Here is a 26401-nt window from a genome sequence, read left to right as displayed (position 1 = left end):
CTGCATTGACTGGGCCTGCATGCGGAGCTAGAATGCTGTTAGCATCCATGCTCGGGTGCAGAAAGGATGATAGCATTGAATATGCTGCAAGATAATGTATTAACCGTCTGTCTGGGGTCGACAGGGCGTTCGGCGCCGGCGATGTTTTTGGAGCGGGGAGCCATTCTGTTCGGATGCGACATCCATCCTATCGGCATCAACCCGGCCATCGGGGTGCATCTATGATGCCGCTCTCAACCGCATCCGTCTCGATTGACTGCCGTCATTCCGGAGGCAATATTCGTGTTCTGTCTATTGAAGATGATCTTGTGTTGCTGGAGCAGGATTTAAGGGATTCTTCAAACTGGTGGTTTTATTGGAATTTTTCTGCTATCGCTTCGAGCGGGAAGACGATAAGATTTCAATTTGTGAACGGGGAGGTGGTCGGGCCCTGGGGTCCTGCCGTTAGCTTAGACGGAGTTAATTGGCGATGGCTGGGCGAAGAGTCTCTCTTATCGAGGGAAGCCTTTACTTACACCTTTCGGCATGGAGGTGAGAAAGCGTATTTTTGCTTTTGCATCCCTTATCAGCTGTACCATTTCGAACGTTACTATGCCCGCATTGCCGGCCGCAAGGAAGTGAATCGGGGAGTGCTGACGCATTCTGAACAGCTGCGGCCGATTCCAATATTAACGCTGGGCAACCGCAATGCGGATCGGCATATTTTCTTCACGGCAAGGCATCATGCATGCGAATCGGCTCCTTCCTATATGCTGGAAGGTTTATTCGATTCCCTTCTTGCGTCTGATTCATCTCCGGTGTTGGAACGATTTCTGCTTCATTATATTCCGTTCATGGACATAGATGGAGTCGAGAACGGCGACCAAGGCAAAGCAAGGATTCCCCATGATCACAATCGAGATTATATAGAGGAGCCCATTTACCGTTCAACCGGAGCATTAATGAACTACGCGGAAGGACTAAAGACTGCCGTAACTATCGATTGTCATAGTCCGTATAAGTGGGGAGATCGGAACGACGTCCCTTTCTTTGTCAAGCGAGACTCGCCGGTCAAGGAGCGAATCGAAGCGCTCAGCGGATTATTGGAACAGGCAAGCGGCGAACGCCGCGACAAGGACGCCATCAGGCATTCATCCGCCCATAACATAAGCATGGGAGAAGACTGGAATCTGCCGGGCAGCACAACATGCGCTAACTTTTTCGAAGGAACGGGGGCCTCCTTGGCCTGCAGCTTTGAATTTCCTTACTTCGGAAGCGGCCAGACCGCCGTTACCCCGGATAACAGCCGAAGATTCGGACAAGATTTTGCATATGCTCTCGAGCAATTCATCCTGACGATGTGAAGAAGTTCATAATTTTGTTCTATATCGATCAAAACAATGTTAATAAAATACGTATGCACGGAATGATACAATTAAATTGAAAAATAGGACATAGGAGGGGGGGGATGGATTCCAGTGCATCACATCATAAGTAATGGATTGAAAGCGATATCATAAATGAGATGCCGCTTCGTGGACAGGATCGCTATCCAACCATTTGGAAAGAGAGGCCAGAGTAATGAGTTACTATCTCATTGACGTTAACGAATGGGGGATCAGTAATGATGGAACGAATCCGCTTGAAACGACACAAGGAATCAATAACGCTCTGCAATGGGCATATCAGAACGGGTATTCCTATGTAAAGCTGCCGGAAGGCGTATACACCGTATCGAAGGGATCGGCTTCCAAGGATTACAGTGAAAACGCGTGTATCCTGCTGCAAAACGATACTACTCTGGATTTGTACGGTTGTGTCATTCAGAAAGAGGCCAATGGCTGGGATTACTATGCTGCTATAAGTATTGTGGAAAAAAGAAACGTGACGATCCTCGGTGGAAAAATAGTCGGCGATCATCTTGCCCATGATTATGCCACATTGGCAAACTCCATTCACGAAGGTTGTATCGGAATCATCGTAGAGCGCGGATCGCGAAATATTACGTTAAATGGCGTAGAAGTCATGAATTTCCCCGGATATTGCGTAAGTCTGTCAGGGACGTATAGTCAACTGGTTGTAACGACTTCCCCGGATTGGGAAGCGGGCACATTTGATCCGGTCACCGGTACCGACGTTGCAAATGCAGACTACATGAGAATGAAAGAAATGATTACGTTAGCTTCATTGGCCACTTCATCAGGCGGAAGACCAAACACTTCGACGAATGGAGGATATTTCTGTTTAAACTTTCATTACCTTATGATCTGTCTCAAATCATTCCCAGCACGATTTATATTACGATCAACGCTTTCCAATATTCACGCGGCATTCGTTTGCTCAACTGCAATATCCACGATTCTTTTTCTCTTGGAGCAGCCATAACGGGTGCGCAGCAAGTAGTCATCGAAAACTGTGAATTTTACCGGATGGGCCATTCGACTCCAGTGGCGGGCAGACGACTATATCCGTTTCCGATGGGGATTGATATCGAGGACGGAACGAATATCAACCAGCATATCATCATCCGAAACAATATATTCCGGGACAATGAAAGTCTTCATATAAGTATTGTGCATGGAAGAAATATTCTGATTGAAAACAACAAGTTCGACTCCGTGAGGAATGGCTTAAGCGGCGGTGTTGTTTTCCAAGGTTCCAGGGGCACGAATATAGTATCCCAATATAATCAATACAATTGCGTAGTTGGTACGGGACAAGGAGCGAGCGGTTCCGTATACTTCAAACAGGACACATTCTTAAACGCAACGATGTCCATTAACTATGAGTCCGTTTACGAAGGATGCATGTTTGAGGACGTTTCCTTCCTCCTGATGATGAAAGCGCATCCGGATTTTTCCGCAGGAACGAATTATGCCGGCAGTGTCGGCACTGCCGTACTTCCTTCCGTCAAGAATGCCGCTTGGTTAAACAATCCGTTGTATCACGTCCTTATTACTCCGGGCGCCCTTCCGTGGTCCTCCGGCACCTCATATACGGTCGGAAAACAAGTTACTCATGCGGGGAAGGTCTATCGGTGTACACAGGCAGGGAGCGGCAAGGCTGCGAATGCGCCGACTCATGCAAATGGCGATCATACATACGCAGACGGCTATACGTGGTCTTTTGCAGGCGCCATGATCGAGCCGGCATGGGCAACAATCCCTGGAGGCTATACGACAGAAATAACAGGTAGTATATGGCAGGCGTTCGCATATGATGCTCCCTACGACACAGTTACCTTCAGCCATTGCAAATTCAATTATAACAAAAAGGAAGCTGCAAGAGGTTGGTTGAATCGCAGGGGACTCGCCGAGTTTAAAAATTGTAAATTTACATTAAACACCTCTTCCAGGTTGTTCAGTGATAATTCCCAAGGCTGGGATTTGATCGGGAAGAACGCCTTGATCTTTCGGGATTGCGACTTTCGGTTCATTAACTCTTCTGCCAAACTTGGAGAACTGTCCTTGAACCGACTATCTATTGTCGGGTGCGGTTTGTATGGCGACAAGGACGGATGGGCATCAGCAGGATTCTGGAAGGTTAATGACGCGCTTGTACAGAACTGTATCCTTCATAATTTTGACATGAAGCTATCTGGACTTCCGAACTCATTTACCAAAACCGCCCGGATCAAAAATAACCGGATCGTTCTGAATAAAGAAAAACGAGTCTTTGGTGCGAATAACGAAGGAATTTACCTAACCAATTTCGAGAACGTGCTCATTGAAGGAAATAAGGTGTCTATGCAGCATCCGGCGCAGCTCAACAGACCGTTCACGATATATGCCGAAAAGCTTCTAAAAATAACCGATAATTATCTTGAATCAAGTTATAGCGGCAACAAAATCGAGCTGTTCGGCGCGTTTAGAAATAATGTATACACTGCAAAGGTGCCGAAATTAACAGCATATATCGGTGAGAACCTCGTTCATCAGATGACTGTTCAGCAGGATAGCACATTCACTGCTCAGCTATTGAAATTACTTGGCGATATTTCCACAGATATCAACGCGGCTTCGGTCGGAACGGGCGATCGGATGGCCGGAATCCCGACCTCCGGGGCATATACCGTAGGGCAAATCCTATATCATGCCGCTCCTGCCCCGGGCGGATATATCGGATGGGTTTGTACAACGACGGGAATTGCAAATGATACGGAATGGACATCCGGCAGTCAGTATACAATCAACACCTTGGTCAATGCTGCGGGCAACGTCTACAAATGCACGGCTACAGGCCAATCTGGCAGTTCGAATCAACCGGCAGGAACTGCGGCGACCGAGAAATCGTATCCGGATGGGTACTCATGGCTATATATCGGAGCGTTGGCTGTCTTCAGGCCTTTCGGCTCCATTCAATAACCATTAGGAAGGAGTGATATATCGATGTTTAGGCATGTGCTTCTAGGAACCATTATGTTGTCCAGCTTACTTATGGTCGCGTTACCGGTCAAGGCATCCGCATCGAGTCTTGAATACAGAGAAGAGCTGACCGAACAGGTCGCTCAGATCGATTTGAGGATGGGATTAACGCCCCGGCCCCTTCTGAAACAGTTTCTTGAAAGTGTGCGTGATCGAGCGACTTCCCTGCTAGGCTCCTCCGAGATATTACCGGAAGATGTCCAGGTCACCCGGAAGGCATTGAACTACGCGTTGAAGCTGGCTGCGGATATCGAGAATGAAGATGTATGGGCTGACTCTCCGTTTATCGTGTATGAAGTTCCGGCGCTAAGTCCGCTGCCGAGGCTGCCCGATGATATTCCGGAAGACGGCGTCGTCAGTGATCGGGTTTCGGTCATTTCGGCGCAAGGCGAATTTGAGGCCGCCTCCTTCGTTCTCGCCCCTTTGAGCGACGTAAGCTCACTCACTTTCACCATAACCGATTTGCATGGCAAGGGAGGTTCGATCCCCTCCAGCGCAGTTGATTTGCGGGTGGTCAAAACCTGGTATCAGGGCGGAACGGGATGGTACAGCTATTTCAGCGACCCATCCAAGAGCGTGCTGGTGCCCGAGCTTCTGCTGCATGATGAAAATCTGGTTCAAGTAGACCGGGTTGGGAAAAGGAATTTGTTACGGGTGGACTACCCGTCCGGATCGGAATATGTGGACATTTCCAGCATCCCGGCTGCGAAATTTGACTTCTACTCGGAACCGGTTGAGGATAGCCCGACGCTGCTGCCTGTTACGCTTAAGCGCGGAGAATCAAAGCAGATGTGGGTGACAACGAAGGTGCCGCTCGAGACGCCTGCCGGAATTTACAGGGGCACGATAGATATTGCCGCAGACGGGGCTCCGGCCGGCAGCATCACGCTCATCATTCGCGTGCTGCCGTTCGAGCTTCCCAAACCGAAGACGTACTACGATTTGAACAAGGACTTTTACGTCATGCTTTACCACCACAGCAGATTGAAGGAAACACTGAAAGCGACCAACGGGAACAGCGAACTGGCTGAAACGAGACTTCTGAACGAATATCGCAATCTGGTCGATCACAATGTCATTAATCTCCCCGGGCCATATTATTCGGCCGCAGACAAGAATACCTTCCTCCGGCAGCTGGAGCTGATGCGGCAGGCCGGACTCGAATTGAATCCGCTATTCGGCGTCAAGCAAGCGTTTCCTCCGTACAGTATCTATGTACAGTACAACAACTATTTGAATGCCAAAGCAGCTTATGAAGCGAACCCGACAGATGAAAACAAACAGAAGATGGACACCTTCTATAATGCATGGCGCAACGGCATTGACAATCACAAGCTCGAAGTTGACGAAGCTTTGGCCATTGCTTCCGGTGCGGCCGGTCATACGAACCTTTACCTGGATGGTTGGGATGAAGCAGGTTGGGGCATGCTTCAATTCCAGCAAGAGATGTGGAAGTATATTCAGGACAAGGGAGGTAAGATTTATGCCACAGGTCATGCGTCACATTTAGCTCTGGGCATTCCGGAAAATTTCTTGAACTGGGTCGGGGAACCGACGCGCGAGAAAGCGGATCAGTGGCATGCTCTGGGCGGTGATCGGCTCATTACAAACTATGCTTACCCGCACACCGGCCCCGAGAATCCGGACTTGATGCGGCAGCGGCACGGGATGTGGCCGTACAAAGCCAACTATGATGCCACCTACAATTACATCTATTCCGAAAACCCCACGAATATCTGGAATGACAACGCATCCTCCGAATTCCGCGCCTTCAACCTGGTTTATCCGACCAAAACGAATGTGATCGACACCATTGCATGGGAAGGTTACCGTGAGGGAATCGACGATATCCGTTATGCAACTAAGCTTAAGCAGGTTGCGGCTGACGCGCTGTCCTCCGGCGTTCCAGAGCGCATTACGGCTGCCAATCATGCGTTGAACTGGCTCGAATCCGTCGATGAACGCTCGACGAATCAGGATTTGCTAAGGCTTGAGATGATTCGCCATATTCTACACATGCTCGACCTGCAAAATGGGCAGTAGGAGGAGAAAACGATGATCAAAGCGACCAATCGATGGATAGCGATTCTGTGGGTGCTTGTATTATGCGGGTCGATATGGATAAACACGGGGTATGCGAGCTCCGACGGCAAAAAAGTTTACGAAGTCACCTATGCGACGGAAGATTTATCGACTCCGGACCGTTGGATGCAAAGCTCCTACTTCAACAATCCGCAATACAAAGATACACGGTTTGAAAACTATACTAATCTTGCTCCGATTCCGCCGGGCGGCGAGCATGAGACGGCCTTTTACATGGTATACCGCGAGGATGGCTTGTATATGTTCGTCCAGTCCAAGGAGCCGGAAATCGATGAGAACGGCCAGCCGGTAGAAAATTCGCTGGAAATCTTTATCGCTACCGGCGAAGGAGATCTTCCTTATCATCAGATCATCATACCGACATCCGGATCCCCGATAGAATATTATGAGTGGCAGAGCGAATTCCGGCATAACCGACCGCTGAAGGGCAGTGTACAAATAAATTCGCAGCCAATCCCCGGCGGCTGGGGAACGGTCGTTATCGTGCCCTGGGAGGTTGTATATGACGCAATTCCGATAGATGGAGGCAACTGGCAGTTCAACTTGATCCGCTGGTCGTCCGTAGATGGCCAAACTTGGGGCGGGAAAGTACATCAAACGGGACAGTTCAATCTGCTTCATTTCCAACAGCCGACAACAGATCAGCGTATGGCCATCCAGAAGCACATGCTCACCAAGGCATGGAATAAGTTCCGGTCAACTTCCGAGGCGCTGACAGAATACTGGTTGAATAACCCCGAGACATCGGAGACGGCTTTCTATCGCCAATGTGTCTTGCCCTTGCTGGTCAAGGGAAACGCGCATGAAGCTAAAATGCGCAACCTGGATCGTTTGAATGCCCAACAGATCAATCAATTGTTTCAGAATGTTCCATATTGGATGGAGCTTCGTTACAACGTTGACGATCAACGTCAAAAGTATATCCGAAACCTGCTTCTGCGCGGAAATCCGCCTTCATAGGTTCATCGAATCGCGCACATACGCTTGATATCAGGCAAAAGTCGCCTCCTATTCGGAGAGCGGCTTTTGTCAACTTTCTATCAGCGCGGATGATGGAAACGGTCGGGATAAAGTAATAAAATAGCGATAATTACAAAGGAAGGAAAATTGGTGATGTGATGCATGCTGTGAAGCGTTTTATAAACCGGATAACTCCTGCCAAGTTGAAGTATCGTTTCTTTTATGCATTTATCCTGTTCGTACTGATCCCTATTGGGGGCATTCAAATCTATCAGTTCAACAAGCTGGAAAGCTTGATTGAATATCGAATCAGCGAGCTAAATGAAAACCAGTTGGAACAAATCGCGCAATCGTTCGAAATGATGAAAAGCAACATCATCCTGTCCATGCTGACCTTGGAGAATGATAACAACGTCATGGCCATCTTGAAAACACCTTCGCAATACGAGCGAGTGGAGAGAATCAGTATGCTGGAGGAAAGATTCAACACGCTGCAAACCTATGAGTACAGCTCATATGTGCAATATTCGCTAACGGATAATTACGGCAACCACTACAGCTCCTCCAAATCGGCTGAGAACGGCAATCAGGTCATCCCGGAGAAGGGATTTAATCGCCTGCTGCATGAGGATACTTCCTATCACTTGCTGCTAAGGGAAACAGACAGAAACGAATTATGGGATCGTTCGCCCCTGTTCACCTTATTCTCGGTAGTTAAAGATGCGAACAATGAACCGATCGGCATGTTGCGGATCCGGCTTGATTATAAAGAATGGTTCAAGTCCATCGCCAAGGAAATATCCACAGGTCAAAGGTACTTCATTTCGGATGCCGACGGACAGATCATCGCCCAGACGAAAAACGGGCTGCCCTTGCAAAACGGCATCGTTCAACAGCTTATTTCCAAACAGCGCGAAGGCGGCTTCCCCACTTATTACATTGACAAAACAACGAATGCTCTCATTAACATCCGATATCTTCCATCACTTGATTGGTATATTATCAACCTTTTCCCTTTGGATTTGTTTTTGGGAGATTTAAAGGCCATGCGGGATCAGGTATTAGTTACGTTATATATCATGTTCGGTATTTTCGCGGTCATCACCTTGCTTATTTCCGCTTCCATTACTCGCCCTCTACAGCAGCTGCAGGTGAAAATGATGGAAATGGTCCGCAAAAATCTGAAGCTGCATCTTCCCGAGGATCAATATAAAGGGGAGATTCTGGGGCTCCACCAAGCCTTCAATCAAATGGTTTACGATATTAATCATTTAGTGGCCCAATTGAAGATTGAAGAACGGCAGAAGGAAGCGATTCATTCCCAGATGCTATTGAACCAGATCAATCCCCACTTTTTACTAAACACGCTGAATTCCATCAAATGGATTGCTTTGGATGACAAAAATGAGACCATCGCGGAGATCTGCGTATCCCTGGGTAAATTGTTGGAATCCGGCTTGAATTCGGAGGTCGAACTGATCTATCTGAAAGACGAAATCGACTTGGTAGGCTCTTATGTGTATATTCAAAAATATCGCTACGATAATCTGTTTGACATCGTATACGAGGTGGATTCCACCCTAGATTATGCGTTGGTGCCCAAGCTCGGTCTGCAAACTCTTGTGGAAAATGCGATCCATCATGGGTTCTACCAGATGGAGTCGGGGGGGATCATCGTTGTTCGTGCTTATACGGAAAATAAGAAGCTGCATATTGAAGTCGAGGACAACGGGATCGGTCTGGAATATGCGAAACAGGTCGCGTTCAAACGCGGTCGAAGGGGCATCGGACTTGCCAACTTGCGGGAAAGATACCGCCTTTTGTTCAGAGAGGATGCGGAAATTAAGATCATTCCGCTTACCCGGGGGACGAAAGTAAAGCTCTCGTTTCCGTTACTGATTTCGATTCCTTACAGCTTGGGAGGGTTGAGTCATGTGGAGAATTCTAATTGTTGAAGACGAAGTCCATGTAAGAAGATCGTTGAGGTCAAATATAAACTGGAATGCAAGCGGATTCGAGGTGATCGGCGAGGCAAGCAACGGATTAAGGGCACTGGAGTTTATAGAAGAACATCAGCCGGATCTTGTGCTTTGCGATATCGTCATGCCGATCATGAATGGAATCGACCTTTTGAAGAAGACGAGGGAAGCAGGCCTGCCCTGTCTCTTTGTCATGCTGACCTGCATGAATGAATTTGAGTATGCACGACAGGCACTGCATAACGGGGCTTTTGATTATGTGTTGAAGCTGTCCATGAATGCCGAGGTCTTGCGGGATATATTAACGAAAGTGGATGAGCAGCTAAAGCGAATGGCGGGAGAAACATCGCTTCGATTATTTTACGAATATCGGCAATATTATCGGGAAATGTGGGAGAAGGTGACGGATGTTAAGCCCGAGAAGGGAAAACCGATTGAGAATAGAGCGGGAGAAATGATGCCGTTCGTTTCGGTCTGTTCGGTACTGAATGGCACCGGTATTTTTTCGGTTGAAGATTTTAAGGCATTGAGGCTGGTGGAGGAAGACAAACATGCCGTTATCCACGAATTTTCCGCTCTCGGTCACACCACTATGTTCTGTTGGAGCCGGCAAGAGCTTAAAGTGAATCCGCTTCGCGGCAGGGATGCGCCCTTCCCCATGGTCCTCTGTGCATCCGTACCCGGCTCGCAATTGCCGCAAGCGTGGAAAAGCACATTGCGGAAGCTGGACGAATTTTGGTATAGCGGGCAACAAGGATTTCGTTATTTCGAACAGGGAGATACAACCGAAGAAAGCGGTCATTTCGTATCCTGGAAAATCGAGCGAAAGTTGATCCGATCTTTCGAGCAAATCAGAATAGAGGAATGTGAAGCCTTGATCAAAGACATATGGGAGCGGATGGAACGGGGAGTATTTCCGATGCATGTGGTGAAACAGGCGGCGAATCAGTTCAGCCGATTGATGTTCCGCATCGCGCAACGTTCGGAGGCGGATACGGACGATCTTTCCGTTTGTACAAGTCACGAGGACTTGCTCGCCAAACTGTTGGCCAGATTAAGGGATGGAATGGGAGGAGGCAGGAGGGTGGAACCTTCCATGACCGATCATCATGAAATCAACAAAGTACTGGATTATATACATGAACATTACGACACCAATATCACTCTGAAATCACTTGCGCAATTTGTTGCTCTGGAGGAGCACTATCTGAGCAGTTTGTTCAAGAAAAAAACAGGGGCCAATTTCATCGATTATTTGCATTGCCTTCGCATCGAGAAAGCCAAGCATTTCATGGACCATACGGATATGACGGTCAGTGAAGTGGGAAGACGGGTCGGGTTCCTGCATGATAATTACTTTATCAAAATATTTAAACGATATACGAACATGACCCCGAATATGTACAGGCATTCGGAGAAATGCCGAAATGCATAATATTGTTCTACCAAGTTCAAAACGTTGTGAATTATGTGCGAAGGAGGAGGCTGATACAATGAATTTGTAAAAGAGCGTCAGGGGGAGGTGAATGAATGCAAGGGGGAGCCATTGCAAGAAAGGCATGGCAGCATCGAGTGTTTTACTTCATGCTGATTCCTGGTTTAGTATGGTACGTCGTCTACAAGTATGTTCCGATGTATGGCGCGATCATAGCATTCAAAGATTACGATATGTTGAGAGGAATCCTGTCCAGTCCATGGGCGGATCCATGGTACAAGTATTTTCAACAATTTTATGAATCGCCCTATTTTTCCCAACTGCTGATCAACACCATTACGATCAGTTTCTACAGACTGTTGTTTGGCACGGTGCCTCCCATATTGATGGCGCTTTTGTTCAACGAATGCCGGACGAACTGGTTCAGAAATCTGATTCAGACGATAAGCTACATGCCTCATTTCCTGTCGTGGGTCATTATTTATGGGATTTTGCTGGCCTTCCTTTCCCAATCCAGCGGGCTGTTGAATCGCTGGATCGTCGAGTGGGGCTGGAACGCGATTCCGTTTCTTCAGTCAACGGACTGGTTTCGCAGTATCCTGATCGGCTCGGATATTTGGCAGAATGCCGGATGGGGGGCGATTATTTACTTGGCAGCGATGGCGGGAATCGATCCGACTCTCTATGAGGCTGCCAGAGTAGACGGAGCGAGCAGACTGCGAATGATCTGGCACATTACGCTCCCCGGAATACGTAACGTTATCGTCCTGCTGTTAATTATGAGACTTGGCTATATGCTCGACGCCGGTTTCGATCAAATTTATATTTTTTATAACATTCAAGTTTATCCGGTAGCAGATATTATCGATACTTGGGTGTTCCGTACCGGTCTCCAGCAAATGAATTACAGCTTGGCATCGGCGGTCGGTTTATTCAAATCCGTAATCGGGCTCATTCTTGTTCTGGGAGCAAATAAGATTGCGAAGCAATGGGGGGAAGGCATTTGGTAAGAAGGGAATTCGCTAGTTGCACATGGGGAAGAAGGCAGGCATTGGAACAGAGAGAACGGAAAAATCGTTCGTACGGAATTAAGGGCGAAAGAAGTCGTGTTCATGTATCAATTGCTGGGAAGGAACGAAATGGAATATCTGAAGTCCGGATATCCGAAAGAGGCCATCGAATTTTCTGCAAATACCCCGCGTGTAGAAATCTTTAACGGGTACCTGGACATTCCGGACGGGTACAATCCTGCGGATGCCTACCGTTTCATGGAAGAGGAAATAGCAAAATTTATCTATGGCAAGCGTTCTATAAGCGAATATGACGATTTTCTGGAAAAACTGCTGACAACGTTTAAATACCAATTGATGCTGGATTCGGCGGAAAAGCAGTTAAAAGAACTGGAGATTATCAAAAATTAAGCTATGGACGGACCTTTATAGGGGGAGAAGGGGATGAAACACAATTTATTGGCCGGGATCCCGGAAGCGCACACCCGGTACACGCAGCTGCCGAACGAGAAGGGGCATAATGCGGTATGGGATTTCGTACGATCGCCCGCCGACCGATTTTATATAAGCGTATGCGGCGAGAACGAAAAGCCGTTGACGGCTTTGCTGTATGAGTATTATCCGAAAACGGGGGAGCTGCGGCTGATCTTCGATGTGGCGGATGTCTGGATCGTCGATCCGGCGCATATGCCGCCGAGCAAAATTCACACGAGCATCGATTTTCTGCCGGACGGCCGGCTCATTATGGCAACCCACAACACGGCGCCGGCTCCCGGTCATAAGCAATGGATGTTCGAGCAGCATTATGAAGACCAGTGGGAAGGGTATCCCGGGTCCATTGTGATGATCGTCAATCCCGACACGAACGAAGTGCAGGTCAGAGGAATTCCCGTACCGAGGGAAAGTATATATGGCGGCATGTTGGGAAACGATCCGAGATACTATTATTTTCTCGGGTATATGAGGGGACATTTTTACCGGTTGGATCTGGAAACGAATGAGGTTAAAGATTATGGCAAGGTGTCAGAATATTCTTCATGCAGACTGGCGAAGGACGATAAGGGACGCCTGTACGGCAGCTCTTTTACCGGAGGTATATGGAGATACGACCCCGAACGGGACGCCATCGAAGACCTGAAGATAAGATTCATGTCGCCACACGGAACCAAACAACGAAGGCAGTTTATTTTTGCACTTCGCTCCCCCCGAGGCACTTTGTTTATGGTCGATAATATGGATGGGGAAATGATCGAGCTTCATCCGGAAACGCTGGAAGTGACCAGGCACGGTCCGGTTCATCTGCGCCATCAAATACCGAGGAACTCTTACGGGATCGGAGGGCTGGCTGCGGACGACAACTTCGTTCTGTATTACGGGTTGAAAACATACGACGAGTATTGCCCGATTCGGCTGGTCAGATGGGATATTTTAAGAGGAGGGAAGCCGGAAAATCTGGGACTCATCACTCCGGGCGGCAAAGATTCGCAATACATTTGCGAGATGCTTTTCGACCGCGACGGTTGGCTTCACATGGTCGACGTATGCGGGGAATTTTCCCCGTACGTATTGGCGGTTGATGTAAACAAGCTGCAGCCTCCGGGGGAAGATGCGCCAGACGTGCAGATTCGGCCTTATACCGAACCGGATTATAACGGGGTCGGAAGTCCGGCATTTATGCATATCGCGGCTGAGACGGTTCGCACTTTGCCGCTTCACCAGTATATGGGTTGGAAGGACACTGCGGTTAAGCATGTCTATGCGATGGACGGCAAGGTTTATGCCATCAGCGGTAAAGAGAGCGTGTATCTAATCGAATCCGACTATAGCGGTGAGGAACCTAAGGAAATCGCGGTCGTCCACGACGAAGGCGCTCCGGTATCCTGTGTGAATGCCGGCAAGAACAAGGCTGCGTTGCTAACAACAGACGGAAGCATCGTACTTATCGAGCTCGAACGGAACAGAGTGGGGCATAGGCTGAAGGTTCCTCAAGGTATCGAGCTTGTGAGACTCCACTTCATGTTGGAGGGGAACAAGCTGCTCGTCAGCGATTATGATGGAGCCGTATACGTTTGTGACCTTGGCAGCGGCGGCTTCCGTATGCTGCACAATATACGAATGGAGACTAATGACGCGGAACCGGTGAAGCTGAGTGAACATCGTGTATTACTGTCTGCCAAAAACGACGAAATGCGGATCTATGATATAAGCGAAATGCGCTCTGAGACGCTCGCCATTCGAACCCCTTCTATTAGAGGGAGGGCCTTCAGAGCGACAATAACAGGGGGAGCTGTTCTAGGGGACGGAACGATTGTGCTTGGAACGTACGACGGCATGCTGTTTACGCTCTCGTCAGACCTCCGCCGAACGACTGTGTACGGCAGGCTGCATTCCAGCGGTCAACTGCGGAATTTCATCAAGCGGAATCACGATGAAGTCATTGGGGTGTACGGTGGGACTAAGGACGCGGGGCATGTCTTTCATTTCTCGCGCGAATGCGGCTTCGTCGATTTGGGCAGGCCGCGTGTCGTTAAAGACAACATTGAGCTGCGCGACATGGATACGGAGTGGGCAAGTATCCATTACATCTCCTCCCTCGCTTACGATCCGGCAGACGGATGGCTTTGCGTCGCGTCGGGAGAAGAATACGGGTGCATTGTCCGTTATAAAGATGTTGCGTTCCCGACCGGAATGTTTTGTGCCGCTTCGGATTCATGGTTGAGTTGAAATCCTTAGAAAACCCACGGTTTTGGCTGCAGGAGAGTAGTAACTTTCCTGCAGCCTTTATTTTTTTGCAGGAGGGGATAACTCATGTTCCGTCGTCGCTTTTATGAAAATGCGCAATTTCTGAGGCTAGAGCAGCCTCGGAAACTTGCGCTTTTTCCTTCATTGTGGTTGTGGGCCGCTTGAGCAGCATTCAAGCCTTTTTTCGCTTTTCTCTGCCTGCTGTTCTGCTCATAGAAGGCGAAAACGCTGCCATTAGGAAAGTTCGCTGTATTGTCATTTTAAGTCAGAATAAGTGTGACAAACATCACATGTATGGCGAGGGGGATCGGTCATAATGGGGGTAAGGCGGTATACAAATAGAAGAGTTGGGGGAAACGTCAATGGATATGGTTATTCTGTCGCGCATCCAATTCGCATCGACGACTATTTTTCACTTTTTCTTCGTTCCGGTGTCGATCGGATTGGCCTTCCTGATTGCCATCATGGAAACCATGTATGTAGTTAAAGGGAATGAAGAATACAAGAAGATGGCGAAGTTCTGGGGGAAGCTGTTCCTGATTAACTTTGCCGTCGGAGTCGTTACCGGGATTATCCAGGAGTTCCAGTTCGGCATGAACTGGTCGAATTATTCCCGCTTTGTGGGCGATGTTTTCGGCGCACCGCTGGCGGTCGAGGCGCTGCTGGCGTTCTTTATGGAATCGACGTTCATCGGCCTGTGGATCTTCGGCTGGGATAGGCTGTCCAAGAAGGTTCATCTCGCCTGCATTTGGCTTGTCGTCTTCGGCACCGTCATGTCTGCTTTCTGGATTCTTGCCGCGAATTCCTTTATGCAGCGACCGGTCGGCTTTACGATCAATAACGGCAGGGCGGAGATGAACGATTTCTTCGCTCTGATCACGAACGGTCAACTGCTGGTGGAATTTCCGCACACAATATTCGGAGCTTTGGCCACAGGCGCGTTCCTGATGGCGGGGATCAGTGCCTGGAAGCTGCTTAAGAAAAGCGATTCGTCATTTTTCAGAAAATCGTTTCAGCTCAGTATTGTCGTTGCTCTCGTTACTTCCGTTCTGGTGGCTGTCTTCGGTCATCAGCAGGCGCAGTATCTGATCCAGACGCAGCCTATGAAAATGGCCGCCAGCGAAGGGTTGTGGGAGACGAGCGAGGACCCCGCCCCCTGGACGGTGATCGCCGCCATCGATCCGGATAAGCAGGAGAACTCTATGGAATGGAAAATTCCATATTTGCTCAGCTTCCTGTCCTACAGTAAATTTACCGGCGAAGTAAGGGGCATGAAGGAGCTTCAAGCCGAGTATGAGCAGAGCTACGGGCCCGGAAACTACATTCCTCCGGTACGCACAACGTTCTGGAGCTTCCGCATCATGGTGGCGGCCGGAACGCTGATGATTTTGCTCGGCATGTACGGTGTCTACTTGGCTGTGCGCAAGAAGCTCGGCCAGGGAAACCGTGTCTTTATGCGGCTTATGATCTTCTCGATCTTCCTGCCGCACATTGCCAATGCATCCGGATGGATCATGACGGAGATCGGCCGACAGCCGTGGACCGTATTCGGGCTGATGCGCACAGAGGACAGCATATCGCCCAGTGTGACCGCCGGGGAGGTTCTGTTCTCGCTTATTGCTTTCTCGGCTATTTATACCGTACTGGCCATAGTCATGGTGTATTTGTTCCTGCGGGTGATCAAGCAAGGACCTGACGCCGCTGCGCCAGTTGAATCTCGGGATTATGATCCGTTCGATCGGGAGGGATATCATGCTGTCTCTAAATGAGCTCTGGTTTATATTGGTTGCCGTCTTGTTTATCGGATTCTTCTTTCTGGAAGGATTCGATTTCGGAGTAGGCTTATCCACCAAGCTTCTGGCCCGGACTGACGGGGAACGCAGGGTGCTGATCAATTCGATCGGCCCGTTCTGGGATGCGAATGAAGTGTGGCTGCTGACGGCAGGCGGGGCGATGTTCGCCGCCTTTCCTCACTGGTATGCCACGCTGTTCAGCGGTTTTTACATGCCGCTCGTCGTTGTGCTGCTGGCTCTGATCGGCCGCGGCGTCGCCTTCGAATTCAGGGGGAAGGTGGACAGCGTACGCTGGAAGAAAACATGGGACCTGGTTATCTTCCTGGGCAGCCTGCTGCCTCCGTTTCTGTTCGGCGTCGTCTTCGCCAGTCTTCTGAAGGGGCTGCCGATTGATCAGAATATGGAGATGAATGCCGGGTGGTTGGATATGGTCAACGGATACACGGTGACCGGCGGAATAACGGTCGTCATGCTTTGTCTTGTGCATGGCCTGATGTTCACGACGCTGCGCACGATGGGCGAGCTGCAGGAACGCGCCCGCAGGATGGCGAGGAGCCTGTTGTTTCCGCTGGCCGGCCTGCTCCTTGTGTTTGGTTTCATGACCTATTGGATGACCGATATCTTTGCGGTGCGCGGGGGCATATTAATCCCTCTTGCCGTAGTCGGAGTGCTGGCTTTCGTACTGGCCGGTTATTTCATCTCCAAACGCAGGGACGGGTGGGCGTTCGGCATGACCGGTACGGTCATTGTCTTGTCCGTTGCTTCCGTCTTTATCGGTTTGTTCCCGCGCGTTATGATCAGCTCGCTGGACAGCGCGTTCAATCTGACCATCCATAATGCGGCTTCCGGCGCATATTCTCTCAAAATCATGACCATTGTGGCCGTCACTCTGCTGCCCTTCGTGCTGGGCTATCAAATATGGAGCTATTTTGTCTTTCATAAACGCCTTCATGAGAAGGGGCATCTGGAATACTGATGGATAAACATTTACTGGGGTATAAGGGGGCCAAAGGGACCGTAATCGTCCTTGCGCTCCTGATCCTGATACAAGGCATTTCTATTGTATACATGGCTAAAGGGCTGGCGGAGGTTATTTCGGCGCTGTTTGAAGGGCACGCTTTGCGGGAGCAAAAAGGTCCGCTGCTCGTATTTCTGCTGGCCTTCCTGGGCCGGCAGATGACGTCTCTGCTGCAGCAGAAGACGGCCCAGCGCTTTGCTCAAGCGATAGCGGCGGATATGCGCAGGAAGCTGATGGAGCGGTTGTTTCATCATGGGCCAAGATTAATCCGGGCGGAAGGAACCGGGAATGTGGTGACCCTTGTGCTGGAGGGCGTCTCCCAGTTCCGCACCTACCTGGAGCTGATCTTGCCCCGGATGATCGGAACGGCGGTTATACCGGTTATCCTGCTCGGATACATCTTCCTGCTGGATAGCGTATCCGGCATCATTTTAGTTGTAACGATGCCTATTCTCATTGCTTTTCTTATTCTGGTCGGGCTGGCTGCGCGCAAGCAAATGGACCGTCAGTGGAAATCGTACCGGACCTTGTCGAATCATTTCGTTGATTCGCTGCGCGGGCTGGAGACGCTGAAGTTTCTCGGGCGCAGCCGCTCGCACAGCCATACGATCGGGCAGGTGAGCGACAAGTACCGGTCAGCGACGCTGCGCACGCTGCGTGTCGCTTTTCTGTCCTCCTTCGCCCTGGACTTCTTCGCGATGCTATCCGTGGCGTCTGTCGCGGTAAGTCTGGGATTGCGCCTGGTTCAAGGACATATGACGCTGGCTGTCGGCTTGACTGTTCTTATCCTGGCGCCGGAATACTTCCTGCCGGTCCGGATGATCGGGGCCGATTACCATGCTTCCTTGCGGGGCAAGGAGGCAGGCAAAGCCATTCATGCGATCATCGGCCATACCCGGGAAGCATCGGTATCTTCAGCATCCTCGGAATCCGGCCCGCCTCCCGATTATGCATGGACGCACAAGAGCACCTTGGCGCTGGCCTCGATTCATGTCCGGCATGAAGCGGAAGGGCCCTATTCCTTGCAGGATGTTTCCTTCAAGCTTCAGGGGATGCGAAAAATCGGCATCATCGGTGAGAGCGGTGCCGGCAAATCGACGCTGATCGATGTGCTGGGCGGCTTCCTGCCCCCTTCTTCCGGGTATTTCGAGCTGGACGGTCATCACGTCTGTGCTCTTAACGGAGATTTCTGGCGGCAGCAGATGGTCTACCTTCCGCAGCATCCTTATATCTTCAACCGGTCTCTGGCGGACAATGTCCGCTTCTATGCGCCGGATGCTTCGCAAGAGGAGGTGGAGCGCGCGGTGGCTGCCGCCGGACTTTCCCGTCTGGTCGAAGCCTTGCCTCACGGAATGGATGAAGCGATCGGCAACGGCGGGCGGAGACTGAGCGGAGGACAAGAGCAGCGTATCGCGCTCGCCCGTGCCTTCCTGAGCGACCGGCCGATTGTTCTGCTGGATGAACCGACCGCCCATCTCGATATAGAGACGGAATATGAATTGAAGGAAACGATGCTGTCCTTATTTGCTGACCGGCTCGTATTCCTGGCCACTCATCGCCTGCACTGGATGCCGGATATGGACCAGATCATTGTGCTGGATAAAGGAAGAGTGGCTGAGACAGGCACTCATGAAGAGCTTATCGCACAGAAGGGCTTGTATTTCCAGATGCTTGCATCGCAACGGGAGGGGATTCTATGAAGCGGGAGGAATGGTTGCGTCCCTACACGAAGGCTTACTCGGGACGCATCGCGGCCATAGCCGTCCTGAGCTTGTTAACCGCCCTTAGCGCCAGCCTGCTTCTGTTCACCTCCGGTTTTCTCATCTCCAAGGCGGCGCTGCGTCCGGAGAATGTTCTGATGATCTATGTGCCTATCGTGCTTGTCAGAACGTTCGGGATCGGCAAGGCGGCCCTCCATTACATCGAGCGGTTGGTCAGCCATGATACGGTATTGCGTATCTTGTCCCAAATGCGCGTACGACTGTATCAGGTTCTGGAACCGCAGGCGCTGTTTGTCCGCTCCCGGTTTCGGACGGGCGAGCTCCTGGGCACTCTGGCCGACGATATCGAGCACTTGCAAAATGTATATCTCCGCACGGTATTCCCGATGCTTACGGCCGTAATTATGTACGGACTATGGATAGCCGCCTTAGGCTGCTTTGACCTGTCCTATGCGCTGCTTATGGGAGGATATGTCGGTATTCTTGTGTTTATTCTGCCGGGCTTGTCCCTATGGCTGACCAGGAAGAAATACCGGAGGATGAAGAAGGAACGCCAAGGGCTGTATCAGAAGCTGACCGATGCCGTCCTGGGCATCAACGACTGGGTCATCAGCGGAAGGGCACAGCAATTCGTCGGTTCGTACGAGAACGATGAACGGAAGGTGGCTGCCATCGACAGCGAGCTGAAAAGCTGGGGCAGATGGCGATTTTTGATCGGGCAATGTGTGGTCGGCATCGCTGTGGTGTCCATGATCTGCTGGTCGGAGCAGCTGACCGTCCGCGGGGATATTCCCGCTGTCTGGATCGCGGCCTTCGTGCTCGTCGTGTTTCCATTGATGGATGTCTACTTGCCCGCTTCTGAGGCTGTAGAGAAAATTCCCGAGTACCAGGATTCCAGGGCAAGGCTGGCAGGACTGAGCGATCCGTCGCCGGTGCAGGCGGGAGAGGCTGCTCCCCGGGGGCTGGTGCCCGAGCCATCCATTCCGGAAGAAGCACTGCGGCAGGCACGGCAGCACGCGGACATCCGCTTGGATCAGGTCCGTTTCCGGTACGATGGCGCAGCGGATCGGGTGCTGAACGGGATTTCCCTCCATATCCCGCAAGGAGCCAAGATGGCGGTTCTGGGGCGGAGCGGGGCCGGGAAATCTACCCTGCTGAAGCTGATTCAGGGAGCAATTACGCCGGAGAGCGGCCGGGTGACCATTAACGGGGTGAGTGCAGACCGGTTCGGCGAGCATATTCCTGAAGTGATGGCGATGCTGAACCAGAGCCCGTACCTGTTCGATACGTCGGTGGCGAATAATATTAGGCTCGGCAGACCGGATGCAGCGGAGGACGAGGTTCGGCACGTGTCCCGCCTGGTCGGGCTGGACATGCTGATTGAATCCTTGCCTGCAGGCTATGCCACCCCTATGCTGGAAGCTGGACAGCGGTTCTCCGGCGGGGAGAGGCAGCGGATTGCCCTGGCCCGTATCCTGCTGCAGAATACGCCGGTCGTCCTTCTGGATGAGCCGACGGTAGGGCTCGATCCGAAGACCGAACAAAGCCTGCTGGCCACCATATTCGATGCGCTGCAGGGGAAAACGCTCCTGTGGATAACGCATCACCTGCTGGGTGTACATCAGATGGATAAGGTGATTTTCCTCGAAAACGGAAAAATTACGATGAGCGGCCCGCACGCCGAATTAATGGCACGGAATGCCCATTACCGGCAGCTGCACCATCTGGACTACCCTGCCGGTTAACCGCCGGCTTGGAACGGAGTACCGGCCAAGCGCGAAATGAAGTTGACCTGAGGGGGAAATTGTTTAAAACTATTTTTTCCAACAACTCCTCATGAGGATGTAGTATAATGCACGGGTTAGAGTTGGTAACTATGGAAAGTATCGGGATAGTGGATTTTCCGCTATGATTATCGGGAGGTAATATCACATGTTTAGTTATTATGGAAAATTGAGCACAGAACTCTATGATTTCACCAAGCCGGTCGGCAAGTCTATCTCCGGCGACATTGAATATTATACCAGTCGCTTGCAAAACCTGGGCGGCAGAGTGCTGGAAGCCGGGGTCGGATCGGGTAGAGTTCTGATCCCGCTTCTGGAGAAGGGATTCGTCGTGGACGGAATAGATTACTCGGCGGACATGCTGCACTCCTGCCGGGAACGCTGCAAGGAACGGGGCTTGGCTCCGGAATTATATGAAATGAGGCTTGAAAGCTTTCAGCTCCCGCATAAATATAAAGCTATCATTATGCCGACCGGCTCCTTCTGTTTGATAGAGAACAGAGAGGATTCGATCCGGGTATTGCAAAACTTTCTCAACCATTTGGAAGCCGGCGGCCGCATCATTGTGGATCTGCTGCTTCCCCATGATTTTAAAGAGGGAGAGATTGCAACCAAGGTTTTCGCTCTGCCCCATGGAGAAGGAATCACCCTGGAAAGCAAATCGATTGCGATCGATTGGGTTAACCAGCGAACGAATAGCATTTTAAAGTACGAAAAATGGAAAGACGGGAAGCTGATAGATACCGAGCTGCAGGAGTTCGGGTTAAGATGGTACGGGGTAGAGGAATTCCGGCTGCTTCTGGAAGGTCTTGGTTTCACGAACATCACTTGCTCCTCCGGTTATGTCCACGGCAAATACCCGACCGATCCCGGAGAAATTATCACCTTTGAAGCAGAGAAGAGGCAGTGACTAGTCTTGTATGAACGCCGCCGTTCGGAGATATCCCGAGGGCGGCGTTTGAATTTCTAAGGAAGTAATACTCCGCTTCATCCGGGCTCTGGCGCAGGGCTCAAGATCGTGTTACTATGTTGCCAAAGACATTATTACGGCAGTGGCCGGAGCTTGAAGCAGCCGGGGAGCACAAAGGCTGACCATACAGCCGGTAAACCGGCGGTACCAGGCTCCGGTCCAATCCAATCCGGGGAGATTATGATGAGAAGCTCACAAATTCAATGGACGGACAAGAACATACACGTATACAAATGGGAGCCTGATGAAGGGGAGAAGACCTGCGGGATCGTTCAGGTGGTTCACGGGTCGTGTGAGCACGCGAACCGATATGAGCGCTTCGCCCGTTACCTTACGGAGCATGGATGGGCTGTCTATGCCGGTGACCTGAGGGGACACGGCCGGTCGGTATCCCGGAAGGAGGATCTGGGGTATTTCGGGGAGAAGGACGGCTGGAGCGGGATGGTCGATGATGTGCACAAGGTGACGGAGCTTATTCGCGAAGAGTATCCCGATAAGAACATCGTCCTGTTTGGCCACAGCATGGGCTCGTTCCTAGCGCGCCATTATGCGATGCTGTTCGGCCGGGAGCTGGCGGGATTGATTCTTAGCGGATCCGCCCATTATGACAGGCTTTCTCTGAGGGCGGGCAGATTTCTCGCTGAACGGGAAATCCGGAGGAAGGGCATTAAACATCGCAGTATGCTGCTGTATAAGCTGACATACGCTTCCTTCAACAGAAGGTTCGAGCCGGCGCGGTCCAGGCAGGACTGGTTATCGCGGGACCAGACGGAAGTGGACTTGTTCCTTCAGGATGAGCTTTGCGGATTTGTGTTCACGGCCGGCGGCTTTCGTGACATGTTCGACGGCCTGTTATTTATTACCGACCCGGTCAACATCCGGCGGACTCCCGGTGATTTGCCGATTTATTTAATCTCCGGCAAGGATGACCCTGTCGGCCAATTCGGAAAGACGGTAAAGCGGGCCTATGACTCTTACCGGAGCGCCGGTTTAACCAATATTGAAATGAAATTGTACGACGGAATGCGGCATGAAATCTTGAATGAAATCGGCCGGGAAGAAGTTTATGGGGACATCCTGGGGTGGATGGCGAATATCAAGATCAAATAACCCCTTAGCCTGGGGGGTTAGTCAGAATAAGTATTTTAATCCTCTATTGTTTTCGAGCCATAACGAGAATTGTTCCGTTGATTTTATACCTTCGAATACAGCTTCATAAATATCTACGCTGAAAAATTTTTTCCGATAGTCGGGATGTCGGTGAAGGTAGTTCTTAAGTGCCAGTATAATTGGCCTGTTTGTTTCGTTGACCTTTGATTGCAGCGCGGCAAATTGTTCTTGCTTTTGTTTAAATTGTGTTGATTCAAGCGCCCATACATCTATCTTCCAGTCATTATTTAATATGGTGGTATATATTCCCCAATAAAGCCCCCTTGGCAAATGCGGGGACGCACCATTCCATTCATTGCGGTAATTCATCTTGGAAGGATTTAAACTATGAGCCAAGTCCTTACCCAGGTCAAAGAACTTGAATACGCTCATTTCATTATCCTCAAGATATATATCTAAATCTCTCCAAGTCATTAAATTTAATGAATAACTGCCGTGGACACAAGGTTGTCCATATTGATTCAAAATCTTCATTAGTCCCAACGCATTTAGCAGATCATTTGCTTCATTGCGTATTTTTTCGTTTAGCTCCTCGTAGGGCATAGATTACACCTCCATATTTTTTCATCATACCACAATAGTTGGATAGACTTGTTATTTGAAATGAATCACGGCGGGATTGTTTTTCATGAAGAGAGCACCCATTGGCAGCGCAAGGGTGCTCCTGTTTCTATATGTTCCTTTTCCATATTACTTTTTTATAGCTTAATGAATCCCATATCGCCTTCTCCAACATTATTGCTAGCGAACCTTCTAAACCAGGGTATTCAATGCCTCCGGTGTATAGGGAATGAGCTCGCTCAGTCGGCCTTCGCGAATTTTCGCCGCCCACTCCGGATCAGCGAGCAAAGCGCGGCCAACAGCGACTAGGTCGAACTCTTCGTTCTCCAATCGCTCCATAAGAAGCTGGATATGAGTGGCTTGGGCTCCCTTGCCTTCACTGAGGCTGCTCACCACATCTCCGTCCAGACCGACGGAGCCGACCGTAATGGTAGGCTTGCCGGTCAGCTTCTTGGTCCAGCCAGCGAGGTTGAGCGGTGAGCCTTCGAATTCCGGTTCCCAGTAACGGCGTGTGGAACAATGGAACATATCGACACCGGCATCTGTAAGAGGCGCTAACAGCTTGGCCAGCTGATCGGGGTTCTCAGCCAGCTTGACGGTATAATGTCCCGTTTTCCACTGGGAGAATCGGAAGACGATAGGAAAGCCGGGTCCCACCGCACGGCGGCACGCTGCTACAACTTCCGCGGCGAAGCGGGTCCGCCGGACCAGGTCGCCTCCATAACGGTCCGTGCGCCGGTTGGTGTTCTCCCACAAAAATTGATCGATAAGATAGCCATGGGCTCCATGAATCTCCAATCCGTCGAAGCCAAGCCGCTGCGCGTTGGCCGCCCCTTGAGCGTAAGCGTCAATAACCGCGGAGATTTCGGAATCGCTCATCGGTTCTGTGACTTGAACGCCCGATAACGATAATCCGGACGGTCCGATCGGCCGAACTTCCGGATTCGGCGGGTCGCCGATATTGCGCATCATGCCAATGTGCCATAGCTGCGGTATAATGCGTCCGCCTGCCTTGTGAACGGCATCCACAACTTTGGACCAGCCTTGCAGGGCGTCTTCGCCGTGAATATTGGGCCAGTCGGGATGGCTTCCCGCCGCCGGGTGGTTGATCAAGGTGCCTTCCGTGACGATAAGCCCGACACCGTTCTCCGCCCGCCTGCGGTAATAAGCCGCTACATTCGGTCCCGGTACTCCGTCAGGGGAGAAGGCCCGAGTCATCGGAGCCATGACGATCCGGTTCGGAAGGGTCAAGCTTCCGATGCTGAAAGGTTGAAACAACGCGCTACTAATATCCAATAGGATTCCCTCCATCTTCTTTATGGAAATGTCTGCATTCGATATTACTTCTTCTCGTTTTTAACGGACCCTTATTTAACCTTCCCTTGGCGTTTAAATTTCTTCCAGAAAGCGAGAAGTTCTTCCAATTTGGCCTCGGCTTCCTTCAAAGCCGCGATTTGTTTCCGGGTATCCCTCAGCTTGCCTTCGTATAAGTCAATCGCTTCGGAAGCGCAGGCGGCCGGTGCGTCAGCGTGGCGGGTTACCGCGGAGGGGATCCCTGAACTGCAGGCCAGGATAGGGGCGATCTCGTCAGTACGAAGTCCGAGATCAAGAAATAGCTGAATCATCTTCACCCTTTCTATGTCCGTATCATCATATTCCCGGTATCCGTTCTCCAGGCGCTGCGGAGCTATGAGCTCTTTTTCCTCGTAATAACGAAGGGACCGGATACTGACCCCGGTTTTATCGGACAATTCGCTAATTAGCACTGGTATCTCTTCCTTTCTGATTAGCTTATCCATAGATTAAAGGATGACATCGTGTGAGGGTCAATAACCTATTGAAAAAAAGTACGAGGCGTGGAAGGGAGGGGAGGCGGGCCCTAACGAAAGAGAATGGAGGTTCGTCCTGCAGGCTGCAAAGAGGAAGAAAGGGGTTGGGGGGACTCGGAGGTTAATGCAGTCTCCACTTGACTCAAGGTGTAGTGCCCCGCCCTGCGACGGGGAGCATGAGTCATTTCCCGCCTTGCCTAAATAGTACGCTCACTCGTTCATCTGATTTTGCGATTCCGGGCGAACCCATGAGGTTTCGAGGGCTTCCCGAAGGACCCGGGCAAGAAATTGAAGCTCCTGGTCGTCGTATTTCTGCAGAAATTGGACGACGCCGATTTTCATCTGTCTATGCAGAGCCTGATGGAGATGAAAAATCTCCTTTCCGAGGGGGGTCGTCTTGAACAGGATTTCCTTTTTATTGTGGGGGAGGAATTCCTTCCGGATTAAATTTTTGGCGGCCAGTCTCCGTGTAATTTTGGATACCGTTCCCTTGAATATCCCGAAATGCTTCGAAATGGTGATGCCATTCACCGGCTCTAACTGACCAACGGCATCGAGCACGTGCAGCTCCATAAGCGTCATATCCTGCAGCAGCTCGGTAGCGGCAGGATTGCCGCAGTTCTGTACCATCCACTGTCTCTCTTCATCATCCTCGGCTTCCGCCCTCTGTTTGATTTGACCGACCAGTCCCATGATCGTTTCAATCAAGGCTGCGCTGTCCTGTTTGTTCTCCAAGTGAGCACGGTTATCTGCTGTGTGAGTCATGGAATTATCTCCTTTAAAGTATTACGTTTAAGTGGATGGATTCCCTACAGTTAGTTTGCTCCTTGAGAGCGAAAAAGGGAGACTACCTTGAAAATCCGTCTATTTTACCGTCTGCAGGCATCGTTGCAAGCGGAGCGGCACGTCTAACTGTATTTTGT

21 protein-coding genes are annotated in these 26401 nt (G+C 50.6%); 17 read left to right on the top strand and 4 right to left on the bottom strand.

What is annotated here, in order from left to right:
* The first annotated feature begins 75 nt into the window (after positions 1 to 75).
* The 17 genes from ACTHRH_RS19940 (at position 76) to ACTHRH_RS19860 (ending at position 23028) form a co-directional block, all read left to right on the top strand.
* Positions 76 to 225: a hypothetical protein gene (locus tag ACTHRH_RS19940; RefSeq protein WP_379286508.1), complete on the top strand. Its 150-nt coding sequence runs from the start codon at positions 76 to 78 to the stop codon at positions 223 to 225.
* Positions 222 to 1343, top strand: coding sequence for a hypothetical protein (locus tag ACTHRH_RS19935; RefSeq protein WP_440417300.1), 1122 nt, complete (start codon positions 222 to 224; stop codon positions 1341 to 1343). The genes ACTHRH_RS19940 and ACTHRH_RS19935 overlap by 4 nt, the downstream gene beginning before the upstream one ends.
* Positions 1344 to 1560: 217 nt before the next feature.
* Positions 1561 to 2364 carry a hypothetical protein gene (locus ACTHRH_RS19930; protein ID WP_440417298.1) on the top strand — a complete coding sequence of 268 codons (804 nt, stop codon included), beginning with the start codon at positions 1561 to 1563 and terminating at the stop codon, positions 2362 to 2364.
* Positions 2316 to 4343 (top strand): right-handed parallel beta-helix repeat-containing protein, encoded by a 2028-nt coding sequence (locus ACTHRH_RS19925; protein WP_440417296.1) that lies wholly within the window; start codon positions 2316 to 2318, stop codon positions 4341 to 4343. The genes ACTHRH_RS19930 and ACTHRH_RS19925 overlap by 49 nt, the downstream gene beginning before the upstream one ends.
* 24 nt (positions 4344 to 4367) lie before the next feature.
* Positions 4368 to 6446 carry a hypothetical protein gene (locus ACTHRH_RS19920; RefSeq protein ID WP_440417294.1) on the top strand — a complete coding sequence of 693 codons (2079 nt, stop codon included), beginning with the start codon at positions 4368 to 4370 and terminating at the stop codon, positions 6444 to 6446.
* Positions 6447 to 6458: 12 nt separating this feature from the next.
* Positions 6459 to 7466 carry a hypothetical protein gene (locus tag ACTHRH_RS19915; protein WP_379286516.1) on the top strand — a complete coding sequence of 336 codons (1008 nt, stop codon included), beginning with the start codon at positions 6459 to 6461 and terminating at the stop codon, positions 7464 to 7466.
* Between the two features lie 167 nt (positions 7467 to 7633).
* Positions 7634 to 9421 (top strand): cache domain-containing sensor histidine kinase, encoded by a 1788-nt coding sequence (locus tag ACTHRH_RS19910; RefSeq protein ID WP_440417292.1) that lies wholly within the window; start codon positions 7634 to 7636, stop codon positions 9419 to 9421.
* Positions 9399 to 10880 carry a response regulator transcription factor gene (locus ACTHRH_RS19905; protein ID WP_379286520.1) on the top strand — a complete coding sequence of 494 codons (1482 nt, stop codon included), beginning with the start codon at positions 9399 to 9401 and terminating at the stop codon, positions 10878 to 10880. Before ACTHRH_RS19910 ends, ACTHRH_RS19905 begins: the two co-directional genes overlap by 23 nt.
* A 95-nt stretch (positions 10881 to 10975) precedes the next feature.
* A complete protein-coding gene (locus ACTHRH_RS19900; RefSeq protein ID WP_379286522.1) occupies positions 10976 to 11890 on the top strand; it encodes an ABC transporter permease in 915 nt (304 codons plus the stop codon).
* Positions 11891 to 12019: 129 nt separating this feature from the next.
* On the top strand, positions 12020 to 12301 hold the full coding sequence (locus ACTHRH_RS19895) for a hypothetical protein (protein ID WP_440417289.1): 282 nt from the start codon (positions 12020 to 12022) through the stop codon (positions 12299 to 12301).
* A 33-nt stretch (positions 12302 to 12334) separates the two neighbouring features.
* On the top strand, positions 12335 to 14614 hold the full coding sequence (locus tag ACTHRH_RS19890; RefSeq protein WP_440417287.1) for a hypothetical protein: 2280 nt from the start codon (positions 12335 to 12337) through the stop codon (positions 14612 to 14614).
* 380 nt (positions 14615 to 14994) lie between these two features.
* Complete coding sequence (locus ACTHRH_RS19885; protein WP_440417285.1) at positions 14995 to 16401, top strand: cytochrome ubiquinol oxidase subunit I; 1407 nt, start codon at positions 14995 to 14997, stop codon at positions 16399 to 16401.
* Positions 16385 to 17401: a cytochrome d ubiquinol oxidase subunit II gene (gene cydB, locus ACTHRH_RS19880; protein ID WP_440417283.1), complete on the top strand. Its 1017-nt coding sequence runs from the start codon at positions 16385 to 16387 to the stop codon at positions 17399 to 17401. Before ACTHRH_RS19885 ends, cydB begins: the two co-directional genes overlap by 17 nt.
* A complete protein-coding gene (gene cydD, locus ACTHRH_RS19875) occupies positions 17401 to 19143 on the top strand; it encodes a thiol reductant ABC exporter subunit CydD (protein WP_440417281.1) in 1743 nt (580 codons plus the stop codon). The genes cydB and cydD overlap by 1 nt, the downstream gene beginning before the upstream one ends.
* Positions 19140 to 20909: a thiol reductant ABC exporter subunit CydC gene (cydC, locus tag ACTHRH_RS19870; RefSeq protein WP_440417279.1), complete on the top strand. Its 1770-nt coding sequence runs from the start codon at positions 19140 to 19142 to the stop codon at positions 20907 to 20909. Before cydD ends, cydC begins: the two co-directional genes overlap by 4 nt.
* 187 nt (positions 20910 to 21096) lie before the next feature.
* Positions 21097 to 21858, top strand: a complete 762-nt coding sequence (locus ACTHRH_RS19865) for a class I SAM-dependent methyltransferase (protein ID WP_379286534.1) — start codon at positions 21097 to 21099, stop codon at positions 21856 to 21858.
* A gap of 243 nt (positions 21859 to 22101) precedes the next feature.
* On the top strand, positions 22102 to 23028 hold the full coding sequence (locus ACTHRH_RS19860) for a lysophospholipase (RefSeq protein ID WP_440417277.1): 927 nt from the start codon (positions 22102 to 22104) through the stop codon (positions 23026 to 23028).
* Positions 23029 to 23049: 21 nt separating this feature from the next.
* Here ACTHRH_RS19860 and ACTHRH_RS19855 read toward each other — a convergent pair whose 3' ends face one another.
* From ACTHRH_RS19855 to ACTHRH_RS19840, 4 genes are all read right to left on the bottom strand, one after another.
* Positions 23050 to 23631: a hypothetical protein gene (locus ACTHRH_RS19855; RefSeq protein ID WP_440417275.1), complete on the bottom strand. Its 582-nt coding sequence runs from the start codon at positions 23629 to 23631 to the stop codon at positions 23050 to 23052.
* Between the two features lie 210 nt (positions 23632 to 23841).
* Positions 23842 to 24960 (bottom strand): NADH:flavin oxidoreductase, encoded by a 1119-nt coding sequence (locus ACTHRH_RS19850; protein ID WP_379286540.1) that lies wholly within the window; start codon positions 24958 to 24960, stop codon positions 23842 to 23844.
* Between the two features lie 56 nt (positions 24961 to 25016).
* A complete protein-coding gene (locus tag ACTHRH_RS19845) occupies positions 25017 to 25415 on the bottom strand; it encodes a MerR family transcriptional regulator (RefSeq protein WP_440417273.1) in 399 nt (132 codons plus the stop codon).
* Between the two features lie 273 nt (positions 25416 to 25688).
* Complete coding sequence (locus ACTHRH_RS19840; protein WP_379286544.1) at positions 25689 to 26243, bottom strand: MarR family transcriptional regulator; 555 nt, start codon at positions 26241 to 26243, stop codon at positions 25689 to 25691.
* Between the last annotated feature and the right edge of the window lie 158 nt (positions 26244 to 26401).

Origin of the sequence: Paenibacillus sp. SAFN-117 (assembly GCF_051966115.1) — a bacterium.
GTDB classification, from domain to species: domain Bacteria; phylum Bacillota; class Bacilli; order Paenibacillales; family NBRC-103111; genus Paenibacillus_L; species Paenibacillus_L residui.
Note: the sequence above shows the minus strand (reverse complement) of the source record. Positions and strands in the feature narration are given on the sequence as shown.